This window comes from Sporosarcina sp. BI001-red, assembly GCF_003384035.1.
GTDB lineage: Bacteria > Bacillota > Bacilli > Bacillales_A > Planococcaceae > Sporosarcina.
In genome coordinates this window covers 1-17,112 of sequence record NZ_QQAK01000016.1, presented here as the reverse complement: position 1 = coordinate 17,112, position 17,112 = coordinate 1, and the positions used below count along the sequence as shown (strand labels likewise).

Genomic DNA, 17,112 nt, shown 5'->3' with positions numbered 1-17,112 from the left:
TCTACTATTTCATTGACTTGTCTATTACTATAACTAAATACATTTAATTTCCTTTGATAATATGTGCTAGACTAAATGTGAAATCTAGGAAGAGGTGCGTTATGCCAGTCTACAACAAACTAGTTCGCGATCGAATTCCCGAAATTATTGAGATGGAAGGTCAAACACCAGTCACACGTATTCTTTCTGATCACGAATATATCTTGGAAATTCAAAAGAAAATGCATGAAGAACTGGAAGAGTATGAGGAAGCGATACATACGTCCGATCGATTGGAAGAGCTGGCAGACTTACTGGAATTACTACACGCTGCTGCCTCATTATATGGAGCGAGTCCTTCAGAGCTCGAGGAATTAAGAGCACGAAAAGCTGAAGAGCGTGGCGGATTTGCGAAACGCATGTATCTTGTTAAGGTACAAGATGATTGAAATTCATTTAATCCCCAATAGTCTCCTAGTTTTTCGACCAACAGAATACCCTAGTGTTTCAAACTGCAAAATACTTAAATCGGGTCAACTTTGATTGACTATGATGAGGGAAAAGTCCCTAAGCAAATGGTGGATATGCCAATGACCAAATGGAGCGACTCTTCTAACGGACTAATAGTATTTGAGGATGGTCTATTGAAATAACAAATTCAGCCTTCTCCTGATAATGAGTCAATTCTATATGAATGGACTCGTCAAATTTGTTATGCATCATTGCATATGTATTTCGAACGTAAGGGCCACATCTGAATACTAAACTCCCTTTTTATAACCACAGTTCCTTAAGTTTGTTCTTGCTGCGTGTTTTAAATTTTCATACGAGAAAAGTTATATTGCACAAAGAAGACCTGTCATGCTCTCTATGACAGGTCTTCTTTATTTACTCCTTTATAAAAAGTTCATCCACAGTAGTATTCAAAACTTCTGCTAGGTTAAAAGCTAACTGCAAGGTAGGATCGTATTTGTCATTTTCAATTGCATTGATCGTTTGCCTGCTTACTTTGCATCGGAACGCTAGCTCTTCTTGAGATAGCTTTGTCAGTTTTCGTAGCTCCTTAATTCGGTTTTTCACTTAATCACCATATTTCTTTTTGAACGTCCGCAGAGTTACTAAATAGATCAGGGATACTGTAAATAGAAATGGGAGGGGGGTTATTCCGTAATCGAGGTCACCTTTATCCAATGCCATATATGCTGATCTTGCTATATGGATAAGTATCATGAAAAAGACGACTATGAACGAAAACGATTGGGCTTTCATTTTAATTAGAGTTTTTCTTTCATCTCCGAGTTTGGTCAACGATATTAGTGTGAGTATAATGGCCATTCCAAATAGTGATAGCATGGCTATAAATAATACAACAATCCAATCCATTACAACATCCCCTTTAAAAGTGTCAAATACTCTTTACATTTCAAATTATAACTTGCCACTTTAAAATGTCAAACTCTTTTTACATATCTGAACAGTTATGTGTATAAAATTCTGGTTTTCTCCATCATAATCACCTGTTGGGAACATATTTTGCCACTGTGCAAAAAAAATTCCAGATTCATTTCTGATTGAATTACCTTATAACTTTGCATGTCCACTACACAGTGCTTCAGCTCCAGCGCTTAGCAAACTTCTCTGCATTAATATTGCAGCTTAACAAATCAACAACATAGCAATATCAAATATATCTTGTAATATTCCGATAGTTGCGTATAATTGTTTTTATTGTTTCTATAGACGAAATACTCTCTATTCTTTTAGATCTTTCTTCAGGAACGGAGTGCAAGAACAATACACAATGTTAAGCGGAAGAAATGCTTCACTTAACTAAGTATGTATTTCACTTACCAAAACACCATTCAGTATTAACCAAGGAGGTTCCACAATGAAAGCACTTGAGTCGATCAGTTCGTTCGCAGGAAAATATTTTGCAGTGTGGGTCATCATTGCAGCGCTTATGGCGTTTCTATTCCCCACACCGTTTCTAGGGTTAGGTGCTTATATTTCTATATTGCTCGGGGTTGTTATGTTTGGAATGGGGCTGACGTTGAAGGCGGTGGATTTTAAGATTATCGCTACGAAACCGTTGCCTGTTATTGTAGGAGTAGCTGCTCAGTTCTTGATCATGCCGCTTGTTGCGTTTGCGATTGCTTATGTACTCAAGCTTCCGCCAGAATTGGCTGCTGGTCTAGTACTCCTCGGATGCGTTCCAGGTGGGACGTCTTCTAACGTGATGGTCTATTTGGCGAAAGGGAATTTGGCATTGTCTGTTGCGATGACTTCCTTTTCTACACTGCTTGCACCTGTTGTAACACCACTATTGCTGTTATGGCTTGCAGGACAGTGGATGCCGGTTGACCCGATGTCGATGTTTAAGTCAATTGTCCAAGTCATCATTGTTCCGATTGTATTGGGTCTGTTGGTCAGAAAGTTTTTCCCGAAAGCAGTGGAGAAGAGTGTCTCAGTTGTTCCACTTATTTCGGTTCTGGCTATCCTTATTATTGTAACGGCGGTCACATCTGCGAATGCAGGCAATGTCATCTCTTCCGGTTTTGTTGTTTTTGCAGCAGTTTTCCTTCATAACGGCTTTGGATTGCTGCTTGGCTACTGCACTGCTTTAATGCTCGGATTAAATGAGTCCGATCGAAGAGCCATTTCCATTGAAGTCGGCATGCAGAATTCAGGACTCGGCGTTGCTCTTGCTACCGCACACTTTGGACCACTTGCTGCTCTTCCAAGTGTTTGGGGGGCGATCTGGCATAACATTTCAGGTCCAATTCTTGCGACGATTTGGTCGAAGAAACCTGCTGTAGGGGAACAACCTGAACAGGACCCAAGTACGCTTCCTGTTCAGACGGTTAAGCTCCGCTAAGTGGACCATGCTTAGAAACATTGTGTGGTTAGCTAGTATGGATTAACTACAATTAAAAGAGAGCTGGAAATCATTTTGATTTCCAGCTCTCTTTTATCATGCGCCTAATCTTTTCAGTGCTCCTTCGTTCTATTTTGTATAGTGCTATCACACACCGTAGTTTCACATATATAAGATAATCTTTGAAAAACTTCTAAAATCATCAATATGTTTCTCTAAAATAGCTTCTAAAATATCAAGGTCAAGTGTCTGATAGTCATGTACAGCAATATTCCGGAAGCCGACCATATTCATTAAGGAACTAGCCAAGTCTGCCTCGATAAGTTTCGCTTCCTGCAAGAATCTGAATACCTCGCGACTTGCTTTTGGTACACCTAATTTACGTTCACTTACTACATGCATGGCTAGATCGATGCTCGCTTCACAAGCTCGCTGAATATTGAGGATGATACTGTCTTGTTTTGTATAATCCGTTAAGTTTTCTCGGTTTCCTTCGTATACCTCATGAATACGACTTAAACCTCGCTCAATGACAGCTGTTTTGTTAAGAATGACATCATTCATCCCCGAATACACTCCCTCTATTTTTAATACTCCCAATGATAGGAGCACGTTGCTCGCTTAGCGCAGCGTACATGCTGTAAGCTTTCATTTTCTGAAGCTTATATTCATTTTCATCTTGAGTATAAATCGGCATTCCCTGCTCGAAAATCCGCATCGAAAACACTGTATCGATTTGTCTAATATCTATTAAGTCCACTTCATATCCTGTCATTTCTGCAAGTTCTGAAGTGAATATAAAACGTTCATAGGAAGATAGCTCTTTTCTACTGAAATATGCCAAATCAATATCGCTTCCTGCATGAGCTGTTCCCTTTGCAAATGATCCGAATAGTACGACGAAAGCAGGGTTCATCCTCTCTACAATTTCATTGATTAACAGACTTTTCACTTCTTCTTTAAGCACGTGTAACACCATCCTACTGAAATTAGACTTTACTCGTTTTCATCAGTTTACCATATGTATTATTGATTGCCGTCTGTGTCATGTACAGTCTTAATGATTTCGTGCACAGGTCTCGTTTTTAAGTTGTGTTTCTTCCCTGCCAGTTAGGAATCGTATGAGTGTAAAGTTTGGATAGTATGCTTTCTTTGTTGTAAGAACATGTAGTATTCTCATCTATTTAAACATTCATGACCCTTCCAGTAAGTCTCAATTGGCTCTCACATTTTAACCTCCCCAACATCATCTTAAGAAAAACTTCATTTTTTCATTGTGCTTTTCTTCATAGTTGTCCTTTATACTTAACATCATAGAGAAAGAAATGTGCGGGAATCACCGCGGTATGAAAGGTAGATGCAAGATGAGGAAGTTGTGGGCGTTTTTAAAGGGATTGGTCCTTTTCATTGTCGTTCTATCAATTGCTTTGAACGTTACGGGTTGGAGCGGAAAGAATAGTAAAGAGTCATTAGACGATTATCAGACTGATAGGTACGCGAGTCCGTACATCTATATGGTGGAAAGGGTTAGCGGGAAAGCGGTTTATGAGAAAAATGCGAATGAGAAAGCGTATCCTGCATCGCTGACGAAAATGATGACAACCATCGTTGCGCTCGAACATATTGAGAATCTCTCTGCAAGTGCACCGGTCGATACTGATACGTATCAGAAGATGGTAGCGCAAAATGCTTCGATGGCTGGGTTCTATGGTCGAGAGAAGGTCACGTACCGCGATTTGCTGTATGGCACGATTTTACCTTCAGGCGGTGAAGCATCCAACTCTTTGGCAATCCATGTAGCAGGAAGTACGAAACAGTTTGTCCAGCTCATGAACGAGAAAGCGGCAGAACTTGGAATGACTCGGACCCACTTCATGAATCCCGAGGGGCTGGATGATCCAAAGCAATATACGACCGCTTCAGATATGGCCAAGCTACTGAATTACGCACTTGATAACCAAAACTTTAAAGCAATATTAACTAAAGGGACGTTTCAGACAACGTCGACTGCAGAGCATCCCCAGGGCATTGCTTTGAAATCCACAGTCCTTTCTTCGTTAACTACAGAGGTACAGGACGGATTCAAGATTCTCGGCGGAAAATCAGGCACTACTTACGATGCCGGTCAGTGCTGGGCCACATTCGGTACTGCTGGAAATCGGGAGTACATTAGTATCGTCATGGGAGCCCCCTTGGCAGACATTAGTCATCCGGATCATGCACAGAAAAAAGATACATTGGAGCTGTTTGCAGATGTCAGTGCGAGTGAGTAAGAGTCTTTTCATCACCCTGTGCAACACAAACGAAATAGGAACTAAAAAACCCGTCCCAATGCACGATTGGGACGGGTTTTATGAATTTACACAAATGACACTACCATACCGCCAAGAGCTCCCGCGACGACAACCATCCACGGAGGCAGTTTCCAATACGCGAGCATGGAGAACAACACAGCAGCTAATGCAAAATCCTCAGCTTGTAAGACGGAACTGGTCCAGATTGGGGAATAGAAGGCAGAGATTAAAATACCAATCACCGCTGCATTGACGCCCATGATGGCTCCTTTGACTTTTGGGTTATTGCGTAGGGAATCCCAAAACGGAAGAGCCCCTAGAATGAGCAGAAATGCGGGCAAGAACACAGCGAACGTTGCGACTAGTCCGCCTTGCCATCCTTTCATGACGGTGCCTAAGTAGGCAGCAAATGTGAAGAGCGGACCAGGTACAGCTTGTGTTGCTCCGTATCCAGCTAAGAAGGATTCTTCGCTGATCCAACCAGTTGGAACGAGTTCCTGTTCGAGTAAAGGCAAGACGACATGTCCTCCACCGAATACGAGTGACCCGGATCGGTAGAAACTATCTATCATGGCAATCCAGACTGACCCTGTCAGTTCCCGAAGGATGGGTAATAAAACTAATAACCCAACAAACAACAAAAGACAAATCGCAGATACGCGTTTCGTAATCGGGAAAGTCGATGTCGCAGGTTCTGCTTCTTTTTGTTGTTTGAACAGCAGGAATCCTAAGAATGCTGCGATTAAAATAACGCCAACTTGAGTCCATGCAGATTGCCACAGCAGTGTACCCATCAGTGCAAGAAGTGCAATCGTTTTCCTCGTGATATCTGGCGTAAGGTTCTTGGCCATTCCGAGGATGGCATGAGCAACGACCGCCACCGCAACAAGTTTCAACCCGTGAATCCATCCTGTACTTCCGATATCCGTTGCAGTAAGTAGTCCTGCAAACAGGATGAGCGCAATGACAGAAGGAAGTGTGAATCCAAGAAACGAGACGATGCCGCCGAGGACACCCGCTCGCATGACGCCGATTCCTATTCCCACTTGACTGCTCGCTGGTCCTGGTAAGAATTGCGACAATGCTACGAGATCTGCATAGCTTTTTTCGTCCATCCACTTTCTTCTGCGCACGTATTCAGAATGGAAATAACCTAAGTGTGCAGTGGGTCCTCCAAAAGATGTTAGTCCTAGACGGGTTGAGACTAACAAGATCTCTATGTATGCTTTCATAGTTCGATTTAAATTCTCTGGCTTCATGGGACGCTCCTTTTAGTGGTAGTTCGTATATATAATTCTTATGTTTCAGGTTTAGAAGTGGGTCTTCTCTCTCCTGAAGGTATCATGACTGCTGCTAGTTAGATAGCATTCCTGCGAAAGTTTACAAAGGTTTAATAGTGTCAGTTCGCTTATCAAAGTAAATAGCGACATTGCCTACTTATGATTCATCTTAGGTAGAATGATTAAAATGACCGGCGAATGTCTTACTGGAAAAGCGCTACTTGCAATGTAGGATTGTATTTATAGCAGTAATCGTTTGCCACGTCACCTTATATCGAACCGGTAGCAAAAGGAGTGTATATGTACCACTACCACATACTAGAGCATGAAGATAATGGCATGATGGGACAGACTGAAGTGAACTAGGAAATAGGAAAAGCCGCCACACTCATATTGATTGTGGCGGCTTTCCCTGTTTATTATAGTTGTTTCTTAAGTATAGCTAATAGATATAGACAACTAATCACACCGTTGTGACAGAAAGCTCATCTTTACTATTCTTTAGTTGAATCATGGCTTGAGCAATATCTTGAACGTCCAAGTCTAAAGCATGGAATATCTTATCATAGGTTTCAGTAGAGAGGTTATCAAATCCTCCCTCTGCCCTAGAAATTGTTTTCAACCCTGTATGGGCTTTTCCGGATAATTCTTGTTGGGAAAATCCCAATTCCATACGTCGAGAAAAAATGATTCTTGCATATACAGGGGACAGTCCTTCTAATGATGCCTTTAATTCTGGGTGTCCTTCTTTTAACATGCTGGTCGTCATGTCTAAAAGGTTTTTAGCTTTTCTCACGATTCCTCAACTCCTTCTATATAGTATTCAGGATTCCTTTTGACCCTCTCATACATTTCAAATGTTAAATCTCTCATCCTATCCGTGTCATCCACATTCGGATCTCTTGTTTTCAGAAAATATTTCACAATGACACAATCAATAGATGACAATCGTTTGTCTTTTCGCCTCCACAAAACTGTAAAGTCCTGAGACGCCATATTATACATGTCCCTACTTAATCCAGCTGTATGTTGCAGTTTTTCCTCGATACATATACAATAGAACAAATGTTCCGTTTAGAAGTAAACAACTAGTTGAGGGGGAATAGAATGAATGACTTTCATCGTGCCTTAACGTATGTGAATCGTATTGTTTATCAACCCAATCATTTCACTATACAAGAGATTCACGAAGAGCGTTACAATCCTGAATATAGCGCGGGTATCTTCCTTTTAAATACTACATCCATTCGTTTTCGAGTGGCCAAAATAACGCCTACAAAGATCGGTCAATTCGTCGCAATCCGGGAAAAAGATGAGCACCATCACAATCGGCCTTTCTCTTATGATTCGTCCCCAGACTTACTTGTCATTAACACATTTAGTGAAAATCAATTCGGGCAATTCGTATTTCCAAAAGAGATTCTTGCAGCCCGCAACATTCTTAAAACCGAAAAGACAAATGGAAAAATGGCTTTCAGAGTATATCCAAGTTGGGATACGCCTACTAGTAAGCAAGCCATTGCCACACAAAAGTGGCAGTTACCCTATTTTATGGATTTGGGCGATACTCTTGCTGTGCCCTCACAGAAAATTTTAGAGTTGTATGGTTGATCATCCTCTGAATTTCTTAAAGCGTCATCATGTGGTTCATGCGTTCTAGATATGCTTCCTTCTCTTTATAGTCAGGCATGATGCTACCGACTCGACGCCAAAACGAACGGTCGTGATTCATGTGCGTTAAGTGACAGAGTTCGTGAATGATGACATAGTCGATCACGTCAACCGGCGCCATTGCAAGACGGTAGTTAAACTCTAGTTTTTTGTTGGAGTTACAGCTTCCCCATTTTCGGTAAGATTCAATGATATCGATGCTTTTAAATGTAACTTTAAGTTCTTTTTGATAGGGTTTAATGCGCGATTCGATAAGTGTTTTACATTGGGTGAAGTAGAATTTTTTCAGATTGATTTTCAACTGTTCTTCAGTCTGGCCATCGGTGTGGATTAGTTGGCAAAGAGGACGTTCCTCTCCTAGATAGAGGAATGTCCCGGTCGCCTCGTACTTTCGAGCAAGTGGGCTTACTTTTTTGTCATCTCTTTCTTTCTGTTTCTCAAGAATCCAGCTGCCCCACTTTTGAAGCTGTGCCTGAATCGCTTCTTCCGTCGTTCCATTTGGAGCTTTAACAGTGATGAAACCACTGGCATCCATCTGCAGCTGCAACTTTTTTCCTCTTCCGTATTGTACGGTATAGTGAATTGTTTCATTGTCGATGATGGTTTGCATAGTGTCCCTCTTTTACTGGTTTATTCCCGTAGGAAATACTCTGAATACGTTCCTTGAAGCAGCAAGACAATTTCACCGAATATCCCGATTACGAGAAATAGGAAGTAATACGTTGCTTTGGTGATGTCTTTGCCGAATAGTTCTTTGAAGGCTTGGATGACGAGTTGTTCGAAATTGAAAAGCGTCAAGATCCAAGCGATGATGAGAAATGTGAGGATGGCCATTGAGAGTTTCACTCCCTTATTTAGGTTTCGGATTGGGCTTCAGTAACCAGATGATGAAAACGAAAAATAGTGACATAACTGTTCGAATGATCACTTCAACAACGAAACGATCTGTACTGATGAAATCGTCTGGCAGTAGATACGACAACGCAAAAGCAATGACAAACACGAACATCCATCGAATCATCACAATCCCCTCCTGGTTTAGAGTACGCTCATTATACCATGACTTCTACTCGTTCCTTGAGGATTTATTGGATAGAAAAAAGCAATTCTACGGGACTGTTAAATCCCGTGGAATTGCTTTTTTGTGTTGGCTGTCATGCCTGTTCGAGTTACTCAGGTTTGAACAATGTTTCGTTGGTGTCCCGCTTTTCATACAGATTCCAAAATGCGTCTGCAATTGCTTCTGGATCGAAGAACGTTCCCGCTTTTACGACTCCACCAATTGTTACCGTTCCGACATGAATGCCTTGTGGTGCTAATTCTTCGGCTAATGTGAATGTTAAGTTGCGCAATCCAGCTTTACTGATTGCAGCAGAAGCTCTTGAAACCACAGGGTTCAATGCTAGCGCACCACCTGTGAACAAAATCGTACCCGACTTGCGCTCGATCATTTCAGGGATGACTTGTTGTGAACTTACTAACGCTCCGGCAACGTTGACCTGGAAATCATTAAGTAACTCTTGTTCAGTTAAGACAGAAGGATTATTAATAGAATTGGCGCCAGCGTTATAAACGAGAACCTCTGGTACCCCATATTCAGACTTAATTTTCGTGAATGCGGCTGTTAGTGATTCCGACTTCGAAGCGTCAGCTGTAATTCCAACGGCTTCAATGTTCTCTTTTTGAAGTGCGGAAACTTGTTCGTCTAAGGATTCCTGTCTTCTTGCAAGAAGTACAATTTTAAATCCTTCACTTCCAAATTTTCTTGCAACCCCTGCACTCACTCCAGGTCCTGCACCAACGATTACTGCTACGGATTTGCTCATATTTAGGATCTCCTTTTAGTTACTGTGATACGTGAAAAACGTTGAAATGCTTTGTCTATCTTCACGCGATCCTTTTATTGTACCACGTTAGTTACTGTCTTTTTGCTGAGACGACTTGGCATTCCATTGTATCCACGCTACAAGTAGTATAGGGAGTTATTCATTCTTTCAAACGTTTAGCAATCCACGGAATCCTCTGCCTGCATAATAAGACTCAACGCCGTTATGGTAGACGAAGATTGTACCGAAGCGGAAATCACAAAATAGCCCGCCTCCGAGTTTTCGAATATCTGAGGGTGTTTTGATCCATGTGGATGTTTTTTTATCGAAGTTTTCGAGTTGCTGCAGCTCTCGGTATTGTACTTCGTCTAACAGCTCAACTCCCATTTCAGTTGCCATGCCGACAGCGCTATGTGCCGGTTTGTTCTTTTTGCGTGACTCCAATGATTCTGGGTCATAGCATATGCTTCTTCGACCTGAAGGGGTTTCTGCCGAACAATCGCAAAATGTAAAGGTGTCAGTCTCGTTGTTAAATCCAATGACATCTGGCTCGCCACCCGTTCTTTCCATTTCGTTCAGTGACCATAGTTTTTCAGTGTTTGCATCGAGCTTTACTTGGACATCTTCCCACTTTATATCTGCATGACGGTGCATGTTGTCTTCAAAACGGGTTTTCAAAACGATGATTAGTTCCTCACATTGTTCCACTGGTAACTCCTTCTTTGCGATGCTTTCACTTTGGTTCGTCATGTATGTTTCCCTCCAATGTTATTCTTTTACTACCCTCTATAATAGCATGCACGGTTCTGCAGTACGTTCCTTTTTTAGGAGAACGCCCATTTCTTTGTTGCGATGCTAGACGTACAAAGTTGGCGTTTGTGTCGTCTTTAAATCCAGCTCTCTGTGAATTCCTCCATTGACTCCCTCTTCTTCCCCATATGTGACCGACTCATTTAAGGAGTTCCTGGATTTCTTGATTGAGCTGTTTGACGTTTACATTCGGTGTAGGTTCATCATCCAGTTGATACTTCTCTTTCAGTTTGATAATCCGCATGACACTTTTGTCAATTCTCTGTTCGGTAATTTCTTTCGAGTTGACTGCCGATTTCAATGCGTCAATCACCGCAATTGTTTTCGCTGGGTCATGTGCAACAAGAACGACATCACTTCCCGCTTTGACAGATTGGACGGCAGCTTGCGCAATTCCATAATGATTCGTAATTGCTTTCATCGTCATGTCATCTGTCATAATGAGACCATTGTAGCCGAGCTGTTTGCGCAGTAGGTCCGTCATTATTGGCGCAGACATCGAGGCTGGATAGGTTTTATCCAACTGTGGCAATAAAATATGAGCGACCATGACAACGTCTGCATTTGCTTCAATCGCATTTTTGAATGGAATTAACTCCAATTGTTCAAGCTGTTTCAATGTTTTGTTCACCTTCGGCAGTTCTAGATGCGAATCGACGGATGTATCGCCATGTCCCGGGAAGTGTTTAACCACAGGGATAACATTTTGTTTCTCGATTCCTTTCATCGTCTGGATACCGAGTGCGCTCACGACTTTCGGATTTGCGCTAAATGAGCGGTCTCCGATGACTGGGTTGTTCGGATTGCTATTGACGTCAAGGACTGGCGCAAAGTTCATGTTGAAGCCGAATTGCGAAAGTTGTTTTCCTAACATTCCTCCGATATTGAACGCATAATCAGACTCGTTCGTTTTGCCAATTGAAGCGGCAGTCGGCAGATTGGCAACTTGTTTGGGTAATCTGGCAACTCGTCCTCCCTCTTGGTCTATACTCGTGAACAGTGGAAGCAGATTAGTTTGGTTTGCCGCTTTTAGACTGTTCACGAATTGGACGGTTTGCTCAGGGGTTTTGACGTTGTTTGCATAGAAAATAACGCCGCCAATCTGGTACTGCTCAATGAGCTGTTCGGAGGCTTTGTTAATAGCCGTTCCATCGATTCCGGCGATAACGAGCTGGCCAATTTTTTCATCGAGAGTCATTGCAGACAGCATCTTTTCCTCCTTCGTTTCAACTTTTGTCCAAACTGCGATATGGTCCACTGCTGGATTCGGAGTGGCATCTGTTGGTTTAGGAAGGATCCATTTCAATTGGTAATCCGCACCGACTTGATAGATCCAAATGATTTGGTCGTGGGTAGCGTCTTGAAACGTTTTGACTTGTTTGGGATCCCCGAGTGTCGTTTGGAGGTCTTCATAGTGAATGCCTTTCAGATCCTCACCTGCATAGCGCACGTCGAATACTATTCCACCTCTAGTTCCAATCGTAGCATCGTGCTCAGGATAAGTGGTATAGACTCCCGTTTCCGTTTCTGTAGGAGTGCCTGAAGCGGTCCAATCTTGCTCGACTTCTTGAGATGTAGTTTTACCTGCCTTGCCTTGGAATGTCGGTGTCGCCCCTTGCTTAGCATTTTCTACAATCGCTTCGATTTGCTGGGCTGGTGTTATTGATGGTTCTTTGGGTTCAGTACCTTGTTCACTATTCGTCTGCTCATTTGAAGCAGACTTCCTTCCAGAATTGTTTTTAAGTGTGACGCCTAGAACAACGATGGCGGCAATCACTAGTACGGACACTATATAAAGTACTTTTTTCATCAGACATACCTTCTTTTTTAACGGCTTTATTGAATGAGCAGGATTGCGTGATTAAGATTCCACCTAGTATGGACAAACGCATCGTTTGCTAACACGGCTCATCATTGACTCCTAGTGTTTCACCGATGAATCAAAAAAGCAACCGACCTGCATGGAGTAACCTGCAGAAGGTTGCTTAACGTTGATTAACTAAACTAGTGAAATTCGGGAAATACTTTCTCACAAAATGTTCCGCTGCTTTCAATGGTTCCACTTAGCATCCCGCTTCTCTTCCCATAAAATCCTTCTTGCTATATATGGGGAATCATAAAATAATTAAGTCGAATTTACTGGATAAATAGACATGTATATAGAACGCTCTATATAAAAACTCGATGATGAGATGAATTATGTACAGCACTATAAATAGAGAGGATTATTTCCAAAAGACCATTGGTAAACTTGAATCGGTAGACTTGGTGGAGGGATTTGTCCAAGTTTTTTTCTACAATGTGGCAAATCTTTTTGGTAGTAAGTAAAAAAATGGCGCGATTGCGATTTAGAAGCAATCATGCCCATTTGTTTAATTGTGGATACTTCTTCCTCTTGATACGAAGAAGTAAGAGCTCATCCCCATTAATCCACCACCAATAATTGCAATTAAAGTTCCGCTTATTATCCATCCTGTAGATAAAAGAGTAGACACAAATATACCCGCCATCAATAACACAAATCCAATGAAAAATAATAGTATTCCTTTTTTCAAAGTCCCACCTCTAGTTTACTTTAGGATTTTTATTTTGGTTTCATTTATACAAAAGCGGCAGCCTGAAGGGAGACCATTATGGATAATTGCTCCTCAGGTATTTGCATACTCACCTTTCACCTGCAATCAATGAAGAGTGCTTTTCCAGCTCTCTTTCGATTCTTTTTTGATGCTTTCTGTGATATCTAGATTGTGACATCTTTTTACTATTAAAAGCCCCAATGATATGGCGTACTTCGATAGTATCAAAAATTAATTCGTTATATTTATCGTCTTCCAAGTATTTCTGAAACCACTCTTCTTGCTTTAAATACGCAATATTCTTTTCGATTTCCTCTTCTGTTACTTCCTTTAAAAAGGAGAAAATAATTGTACTTATATTGCTAATCAATTCAATTATAGTTTGCATGTAACAGGCCTCCATTTATTTAGCCCTTCCGGATGCATTAGTAGAGCATCCACACTACAATCAAAGCCCGTTTCCGACATAACATTTTACCATTGACGACCTTTTTAGTTTCAATAAGAGCATACTTTATTCAGGAAAAGGCAACAATATAATTAAATTAAAAAAGTCTTACAGAGGTGTTTTGAAGAGAATGAAAAAAATGTTAATCGCTTTTATTCTATCCCTTGTTTTTATCCTATCCCTAATCCTTATTACTTCTAATCAAACAACAATCCCTATAACAGATGAGCCCACTCAAGACTCTGAAGAGCTTAGGTTACAGGACATGCTCATGGTTATACTTACTCCTTACATTGAAGATGACCTGAATAATTATTATTATCCGGAGATTGTAAATAGCTTTTCACCTCATGTAGCCCCTTGGAATATTGAAGTGATAGAAACAAGAAGAGTTAATGAATTTCGTGGCTTTCAATTGCAAATCACCTTTGAGATTGAGCCTACTGATGGTGGACACTGGATTCCAATAGGGAAAGACCGAATGACCTATGAGATTTCTGCTGGAGCTACAGTTAAATTGATAAATCACACGCATCTGAAGACGTATGAATATCCAACCGAATCATAAATTGACCTTTACTAATTGGCCCAGATGTAAATCAAGCACACTTCCTTGTTACATAAGTTCCCGCATTGTGGTAAAAAAGAATTAACTTTCGTAATGAAATCTGCTGAATCAGTAGCGAATTTATGCTTTATTAAAGAACTTAGATTTTCATATAATCGGATAGCTCTTTTGTTAAAAACTGCGACGGATAGTCGGTTCATTCTCGAACTTATAGAAAATGTGACCTTAGCATGTTCCAGTTTTAAATCCTTCCATTACTAACTCTGCAAGGTAGTCAGGTGAAGGTCCGAATTGCCGCGCACTAACAGACTGTGTTCTTTCTTACTTTACCTAATATGCATCCCACTATGTCTGTAAAGCTTGATTCATAATTATTACCTTTTAGTTTTATCTTTTCAGAACCAATATATGGCCACTTAGGAGGACAGCTGCTTTCCAAAACCCGCCTCCATTTGAGTACTAACTTACTTACTCCTTTTGTTCCACTCTTCTTTTTCCTTTGAGGAGAAGAAAATAGATAAAGAATAGGAAGGCACCTACACCTGTTGCCCTACCAATAGACATCCAGTTGATTTCTCCGTGTTTGATTGTACTAACAATTACAATTCCGATCAGAACACCTACGCCAATCCATATGTATGATTGCCAACTCAACTTCTGGTTACCATCTTGAACTATTTTTTCTTTCAACCCTTCATCACTCCTTACTATATTTAAACTGGCCAGATTCATGAACAAACTCTTTATGCATAGCACTTCCATTGCTTGGAGTACAGGTGCCGACTCCGGGAGGATCAGCGTGCGTGCTTGAGACCCCGCAGGGATGCCTTAATTTCTGCAAAGCACACAAAACACGGCCAAGTCCCTCGGAAAGCGTGCCGTTTGAAGCGCAAAGCACCAGTTTGTATACAACACAATGGCCCAATTCTGAAAACGCAAAATTAGCTTTTACTTATCCCACTATGTTTTGAGTGCTTTAAGGGTGATTTTTTTTGTAATTCAAAATCACTAATGGGATTCCTATTATTGCTGTAATTAAAACCGGAATAAACATTTTGTTCATGAGGCAGTAAAGTAACACCGTAGTAAAAATCACAATAATTAAAGAGTGATATGCATAGTACTTTTTCATTTCTATTCTCCTTTATTTTTTAAAGGTGGTCCGATTGAAGCACTAAAAACCGTGCTAGAAATTGCGCGCGATAATCGTATAAGAAAAGTTCGAATTCATTGTTACAACTCTACTTTCATTGTCCAAGAACCACCATCGTCTTGATACACTTTCTGGAATCCGCTCTTTTCATACAGCTGTAATGCCACTTTGTTAATAGGACCAACGCTCAATGATAAAGCCGGATATCCATTAGAACGAGCAAAATCAATTATTTTTGCTAACAAGTCCTTTCCGACTCCGTATCCCCTATGTTGGGGCATGATAGCCATACCAAGCTCAGGTGTAACGTCATCTATAAAACCATATCCCGCATTTTCATAATTAAAAATCCTTATCCATACAGCCCCCACTGGGTGGTTTTGTCCGTCTAATGCGATGAAAGCATAGTCATGATCACTGCCCCAGTCTTCCAGGTATTTCGCTATACTTTGTTCTTTTACTATCTCCCGCCTGGGTGCCTGATGCCCCTCTGGGACGTATATAGACTGGTAGAGCATTTCCCATAAGAACGGAACGTCTCTCACCTCTAATGGTCTAATCGAATAATTCATAAGGGCCACTCCTTCAAACAGTTTAAAAACCTAATTCAACGTTCCAGTCCCTTAAGTTCATAATACTCAAAGTTTCGGCTCTCCCATTCCTTTGAGGTAATAAACGCACCATACTCCAAGCCTTCTACTATTCTTTTGGCCTTTTGAATAATGCTACATGACATTAATCTCCCTCACTTTTTTGCTCCTTTTACTAAAAATGATTAAGTCCTCATGCTGCAATCGAACTCGATTCTGTTATATTGGCCGTAGATCCTTATTCAAGAAGAGCTCCCATTACTTGAATTTTTGGTAATGGTGGATCAGGTGTAAAGGCGTCAATAACACCACTAATAATTAATATAGTCCATAGAATCATAGTAAATATACTTCCAATTTTAATAAACTTAATTTGCAGTTCTGACAACTCAGGGATCTCTTTATATCTCCATCGGTCTAAAAAGAAAAAACTTTCTACTGGTTTATAGAGACTCCAAATGCAATACCCATAAACAGGTATCGAAAATACTATGAGAATGAATAACATTATTCTCCCCTCATTAAGTTAGCTATATTACTTATCAGATTCTTCTAAATGAAAGTTTTGATCCCTATTCTTATTTAATACAGTTAAAATACTTTCAGCATGGTAACTAATAGTGGCCAGTTTGCGACTTGGCGACTTAGGTACAAGATATGTAGTACCAATTCTTGCTCATTCTTTGCTTTTTCACTATCTTTGCCAGTACATCTTCATCTCTTGGCTCAACACCATTTGGGGAAAAAACATATCCAGAAAAATTATCAAGCACTCCACGATTAGTAAAAAAAAGTAATTTATCATTCATCTTCATCACGTCATTTCCATCCGACAAATATGAACTGCCAGTTCCTTCAGGAATACGGAAAAGATCGTTACGTTCATTTGTTGTCTCTATTTCCCCATTCAGTATGCGGTGTTTGTCAAGATAGTTGTCGCATATGTATATTCTCGTAGATTACTTATTTAATCGTAATTTCTTTTAGTTTTTCTTGTTCGTTCTGTTTCATTGGATTTAAAGCGACTGATTCATGAGGTGAC

General features: G+C 40.7%; 23 protein-coding genes and 2 pseudogenes. 6 read left to right on the top strand and 19 right to left on the bottom strand.

What is annotated here, in order from left to right:
• The first annotated feature begins 101 nt into the window (after positions 1–101).
• Positions 102–428, top strand: coding sequence for a nucleoside triphosphate pyrophosphohydrolase (locus DVB69_RS15500; RefSeq protein ID WP_116020031.1), 327 nt, complete (start codon positions 102–104; stop codon positions 426–428).
• A gap of 439 nt (positions 429–867) precedes the next feature.
• Here DVB69_RS15500 and DVB69_RS15495 read toward each other — a convergent pair whose 3' ends face one another.
• Both DVB69_RS15495 and DVB69_RS15490 read right to left on the bottom strand, forming a co-directional pair.
• Complete coding sequence (locus tag DVB69_RS15495; RefSeq protein WP_116020030.1) at positions 868–1,059, bottom strand: helix-turn-helix transcriptional regulator; 192 nt, start codon at positions 1,057–1,059, stop codon at positions 868–870.
• Positions 1,060–1,362 (bottom strand): hypothetical protein, encoded by a 303-nt coding sequence (locus DVB69_RS15490; RefSeq protein WP_116020029.1) that lies wholly within the window; start codon positions 1,360–1,362, stop codon positions 1,060–1,062.
• Between the two features lie 505 nt (positions 1,363–1,867).
• Between DVB69_RS15490 and DVB69_RS15485 the strand changes: the two genes are divergently transcribed.
• Entirely contained in the window at positions 1,868–2,854 is a 987-nt protein-coding gene (locus tag DVB69_RS15485; protein ID WP_116020028.1) for a bile acid:sodium symporter family protein, read from the top strand.
• Between the two features lie 162 nt (positions 2,855–3,016).
• Here the strand turns inward: DVB69_RS15485 and hepT are convergent, their stop codons facing one another.
• Together hepT and mntA are read right to left on the bottom strand one after the other, a co-directional pair.
• Complete coding sequence (hepT, locus tag DVB69_RS15480) at positions 3,017–3,418, bottom strand: type VII toxin-antitoxin system HepT family RNase toxin (RefSeq protein ID WP_116020027.1); 402 nt, start codon at positions 3,416–3,418, stop codon at positions 3,017–3,019.
• Positions 3,411–3,821, bottom strand: a complete 411-nt coding sequence (gene mntA / locus DVB69_RS15475; protein WP_116020026.1) for a type VII toxin-antitoxin system MntA family adenylyltransferase antitoxin — start codon at positions 3,819–3,821, stop codon at positions 3,411–3,413. The genes hepT and mntA overlap by 8 nt, the downstream gene beginning before the upstream one ends.
• Positions 3,822–4,218: 397 nt before the next feature.
• On the opposite strand from mntA, the gene DVB69_RS15470 reads away from it, so the two are divergent.
• Positions 4,219–5,127, top strand: a complete 909-nt coding sequence (locus tag DVB69_RS15470) for a D-alanyl-D-alanine carboxypeptidase family protein (protein ID WP_116020025.1) — start codon at positions 4,219–4,221, stop codon at positions 5,125–5,127.
• 86 nt (positions 5,128–5,213) lie between these two features.
• On the opposite strand, the gene DVB69_RS15465 is transcribed toward DVB69_RS15470, so the two are convergent.
• Positions 5,214–6,407, bottom strand: a complete 1,194-nt coding sequence (locus DVB69_RS15465; RefSeq protein WP_116020024.1) for a chromate transporter — start codon at positions 6,405–6,407, stop codon at positions 5,214–5,216.
• Between the two features lie 309 nt (positions 6,408–6,716).
• On the opposite strand from DVB69_RS15465, the pseudogene DVB69_RS15460 reads away from it, so the two are divergent.
• A pseudogene (locus DVB69_RS15460) lies at positions 6,717–6,794 on the top strand (multicopper oxidase domain-containing protein); the annotation flags it as partial.
• Positions 6,795–6,891: 97 nt separating this feature from the next.
• On the opposite strand, the gene DVB69_RS15455 reads toward DVB69_RS15460, so the two are convergent.
• Complete coding sequence (locus DVB69_RS15455; RefSeq protein WP_116020023.1) at positions 6,892–7,224, bottom strand: helix-turn-helix domain-containing protein; 333 nt, start codon at positions 7,222–7,224, stop codon at positions 6,892–6,894.
• A gap of 311 nt (positions 7,225–7,535) precedes the next feature.
• Here DVB69_RS15455 and DVB69_RS15445 point away from each other — a divergent pair, with 311 nt between their 5' ends.
• A complete protein-coding gene (locus tag DVB69_RS15445; RefSeq protein ID WP_116020021.1) occupies positions 7,536–8,039 on the top strand; it encodes a MepB family protein in 504 nt (167 codons plus the stop codon).
• Between the two features lie 16 nt (positions 8,040–8,055).
• On the opposite strand, the gene DVB69_RS15440 is transcribed toward DVB69_RS15445, so the two are convergent.
• From DVB69_RS15440 to DVB69_RS15410, 8 genes are all read right to left on the bottom strand, one after another.
• Positions 8,056–8,709, bottom strand: a complete 654-nt coding sequence (locus tag DVB69_RS15440; protein ID WP_116020020.1) for a M48 family metallopeptidase — start codon at positions 8,707–8,709, stop codon at positions 8,056–8,058.
• Between the two features lie 20 nt (positions 8,710–8,729).
• Positions 8,730–8,933 carry a hypothetical protein gene (locus DVB69_RS15435; RefSeq protein WP_116020019.1) on the bottom strand — a complete coding sequence of 68 codons (204 nt, stop codon included), beginning with the start codon at positions 8,931–8,933 and terminating at the stop codon, positions 8,730–8,732.
• A gap of 16 nt (positions 8,934–8,949) precedes the next feature.
• The gene (locus DVB69_RS17620; RefSeq protein WP_158541111.1) at positions 8,950–9,120 is read right to left on the bottom strand and encodes a hypothetical protein; all 171 of its coding nucleotides are present in this window, start codon (positions 9,118–9,120) and stop codon (positions 8,950–8,952) included.
• Positions 9,121–9,268: 148 nt separating this feature from the next.
• Positions 9,269–9,925, bottom strand: a complete 657-nt coding sequence (locus tag DVB69_RS15430; RefSeq protein WP_116020018.1) for an SDR family NAD(P)-dependent oxidoreductase — start codon at positions 9,923–9,925, stop codon at positions 9,269–9,271.
• A gap of 168 nt (positions 9,926–10,093) precedes the next feature.
• Positions 10,094–10,675, bottom strand: coding sequence for a DUF4256 domain-containing protein (locus DVB69_RS15425; RefSeq protein WP_116020017.1), 582 nt, complete (start codon positions 10,673–10,675; stop codon positions 10,094–10,096).
• Positions 10,676–10,874: 199 nt separating this feature from the next.
• Positions 10,875–12,545, bottom strand: a complete 1,671-nt coding sequence (nagZ, locus tag DVB69_RS15420) for a beta-N-acetylhexosaminidase (RefSeq protein ID WP_116020016.1) — start codon at positions 12,543–12,545, stop codon at positions 10,875–10,877.
• Between the two features lie 562 nt (positions 12,546–13,107).
• On the bottom strand, positions 13,108–13,290 hold the full coding sequence (locus DVB69_RS15415; protein WP_116020015.1) for a hypothetical protein: 183 nt from the start codon (positions 13,288–13,290) through the stop codon (positions 13,108–13,110).
• A 109-nt stretch (positions 13,291–13,399) separates the two neighbouring features.
• On the bottom strand, positions 13,400–13,699 hold the full coding sequence (locus DVB69_RS15410; RefSeq protein ID WP_116020014.1) for a hypothetical protein: 300 nt from the start codon (positions 13,697–13,699) through the stop codon (positions 13,400–13,402).
• 190 nt (positions 13,700–13,889) lie between these two features.
• Between DVB69_RS15410 and DVB69_RS15405 the strand changes: the two genes are divergently transcribed.
• Positions 13,890–14,327 carry a DUF3888 domain-containing protein gene (locus DVB69_RS15405; protein WP_116020013.1) on the top strand — a complete coding sequence of 146 codons (438 nt, stop codon included), beginning with the start codon at positions 13,890–13,892 and terminating at the stop codon, positions 14,325–14,327.
• A 228-nt stretch (positions 14,328–14,555) separates the two neighbouring features.
• Here the strand turns inward: DVB69_RS15405 and DVB69_RS17975 are convergent.
• The 5 genes and pseudogenes from DVB69_RS17975 to DVB69_RS17615 all read right to left on the bottom strand — a co-directional run.
• A pseudogene (locus DVB69_RS17975) lies at positions 14,556–14,648 on the bottom strand (ASCH domain-containing protein); the annotation flags it as partial.
• A gap of 147 nt (positions 14,649–14,795) precedes the next feature.
• Complete coding sequence (locus DVB69_RS15395; RefSeq protein WP_147300783.1) at positions 14,796–15,017, bottom strand: hypothetical protein; 222 nt, start codon at positions 15,015–15,017, stop codon at positions 14,796–14,798.
• A 543-nt stretch (positions 15,018–15,560) separates the two neighbouring features.
• Positions 15,561–16,052 carry a GNAT family N-acetyltransferase gene (locus tag DVB69_RS15390; protein WP_116020011.1) on the bottom strand — a complete coding sequence of 164 codons (492 nt, stop codon included), beginning with the start codon at positions 16,050–16,052 and terminating at the stop codon, positions 15,561–15,563.
• A gap of 256 nt (positions 16,053–16,308) precedes the next feature.
• Positions 16,309–16,578, bottom strand: coding sequence for a hypothetical protein (locus DVB69_RS15385; protein ID WP_116020010.1), 270 nt, complete (start codon positions 16,576–16,578; stop codon positions 16,309–16,311).
• A gap of 136 nt (positions 16,579–16,714) precedes the next feature.
• On the bottom strand, positions 16,715–16,888 hold the full coding sequence (locus DVB69_RS17615) for a hypothetical protein (RefSeq protein ID WP_158541110.1): 174 nt from the start codon (positions 16,886–16,888) through the stop codon (positions 16,715–16,717).
• Positions 16,889–17,112: the final 224 nt, after the last annotated feature.

Excerpts from the sequence above, each read along its gene's own strand:
- DVB69_RS15500 (WP_116020031.1), top strand. The coding sequence starts at position 102 with ATGCCAGTCTACAACAAACTAGTTCGCGATCGAATTCCCGAAATTATT.
- DVB69_RS15490 (WP_116020029.1), bottom strand. The coding sequence starts at position 1,362 with ATGGATTGGATTGTTGTATTATTTATAGCCATGCTATCACTATTTGGA.
- DVB69_RS15485 (WP_116020028.1), top strand. The coding sequence starts at position 1,868 with ATGAAAGCACTTGAGTCGATCAGTTCGTTCGCAGGAAAATATTTTGCA.
- hepT (WP_116020027.1), bottom strand. The coding sequence starts at position 3,418 with ATGAATGATGTCATTCTTAACAAAACAGCTGTCATTGAGCGAGGTTTA.
- DVB69_RS15470 (WP_116020025.1), top strand. The coding sequence starts at position 4,219 with ATGAGGAAGTTGTGGGCGTTTTTAAAGGGATTGGTCCTTTTCATTGTC.
- DVB69_RS15465 (WP_116020024.1), bottom strand. The coding sequence starts at position 6,407 with ATGAAGCCAGAGAATTTAAATCGAACTATGAAAGCATACATAGAGATC.
- DVB69_RS15445 (WP_116020021.1), top strand. The coding sequence starts at position 7,536 with ATGAATGACTTTCATCGTGCCTTAACGTATGTGAATCGTATTGTTTAT.
- DVB69_RS15440 (WP_116020020.1), bottom strand. The coding sequence starts at position 8,709 with ATGCAAACCATCATCGACAATGAAACAATTCACTATACCGTACAATAC.
- DVB69_RS15435 (WP_116020019.1), bottom strand. The coding sequence starts at position 8,933 with ATGGCCATCCTCACATTTCTCATCATCGCTTGGATCTTGACGCTTTTC.
- DVB69_RS17620 (WP_158541111.1), bottom strand. The coding sequence starts at position 9,120 with ATGATTCGATGGATGTTCGTGTTTGTCATTGCTTTTGCGTTGTCGTAT.
- DVB69_RS15430 (WP_116020018.1), bottom strand. The coding sequence starts at position 9,925 with ATGAGCAAATCCGTAGCAGTAATCGTTGGTGCAGGACCTGGAGTGAGT.
- DVB69_RS15425 (WP_116020017.1), bottom strand. The coding sequence starts at position 10,675 with ATGACGAACCAAAGTGAAAGCATCGCAAAGAAGGAGTTACCAGTGGAA.
- nagZ (WP_116020016.1), bottom strand. The coding sequence starts at position 12,545 with ATGAAAAAAGTACTTTATATAGTGTCCGTACTAGTGATTGCCGCCATC.
- DVB69_RS15410 (WP_116020014.1), bottom strand. The coding sequence starts at position 13,699 with ATGCAAACTATAATTGAATTGATTAGCAATATAAGTACAATTATTTTC.
- DVB69_RS15405 (WP_116020013.1), top strand. The coding sequence starts at position 13,890 with ATGAAAAAAATGTTAATCGCTTTTATTCTATCCCTTGTTTTTATCCTA.
- DVB69_RS15390 (WP_116020011.1), bottom strand. The coding sequence starts at position 16,052 with ATGAATTATTCGATTAGACCATTAGAGGTGAGAGACGTTCCGTTCTTA.
- DVB69_RS15385 (WP_116020010.1), bottom strand. The coding sequence starts at position 16,578 with ATGTTATTCATTCTCATAGTATTTTCGATACCTGTTTATGGGTATTGC.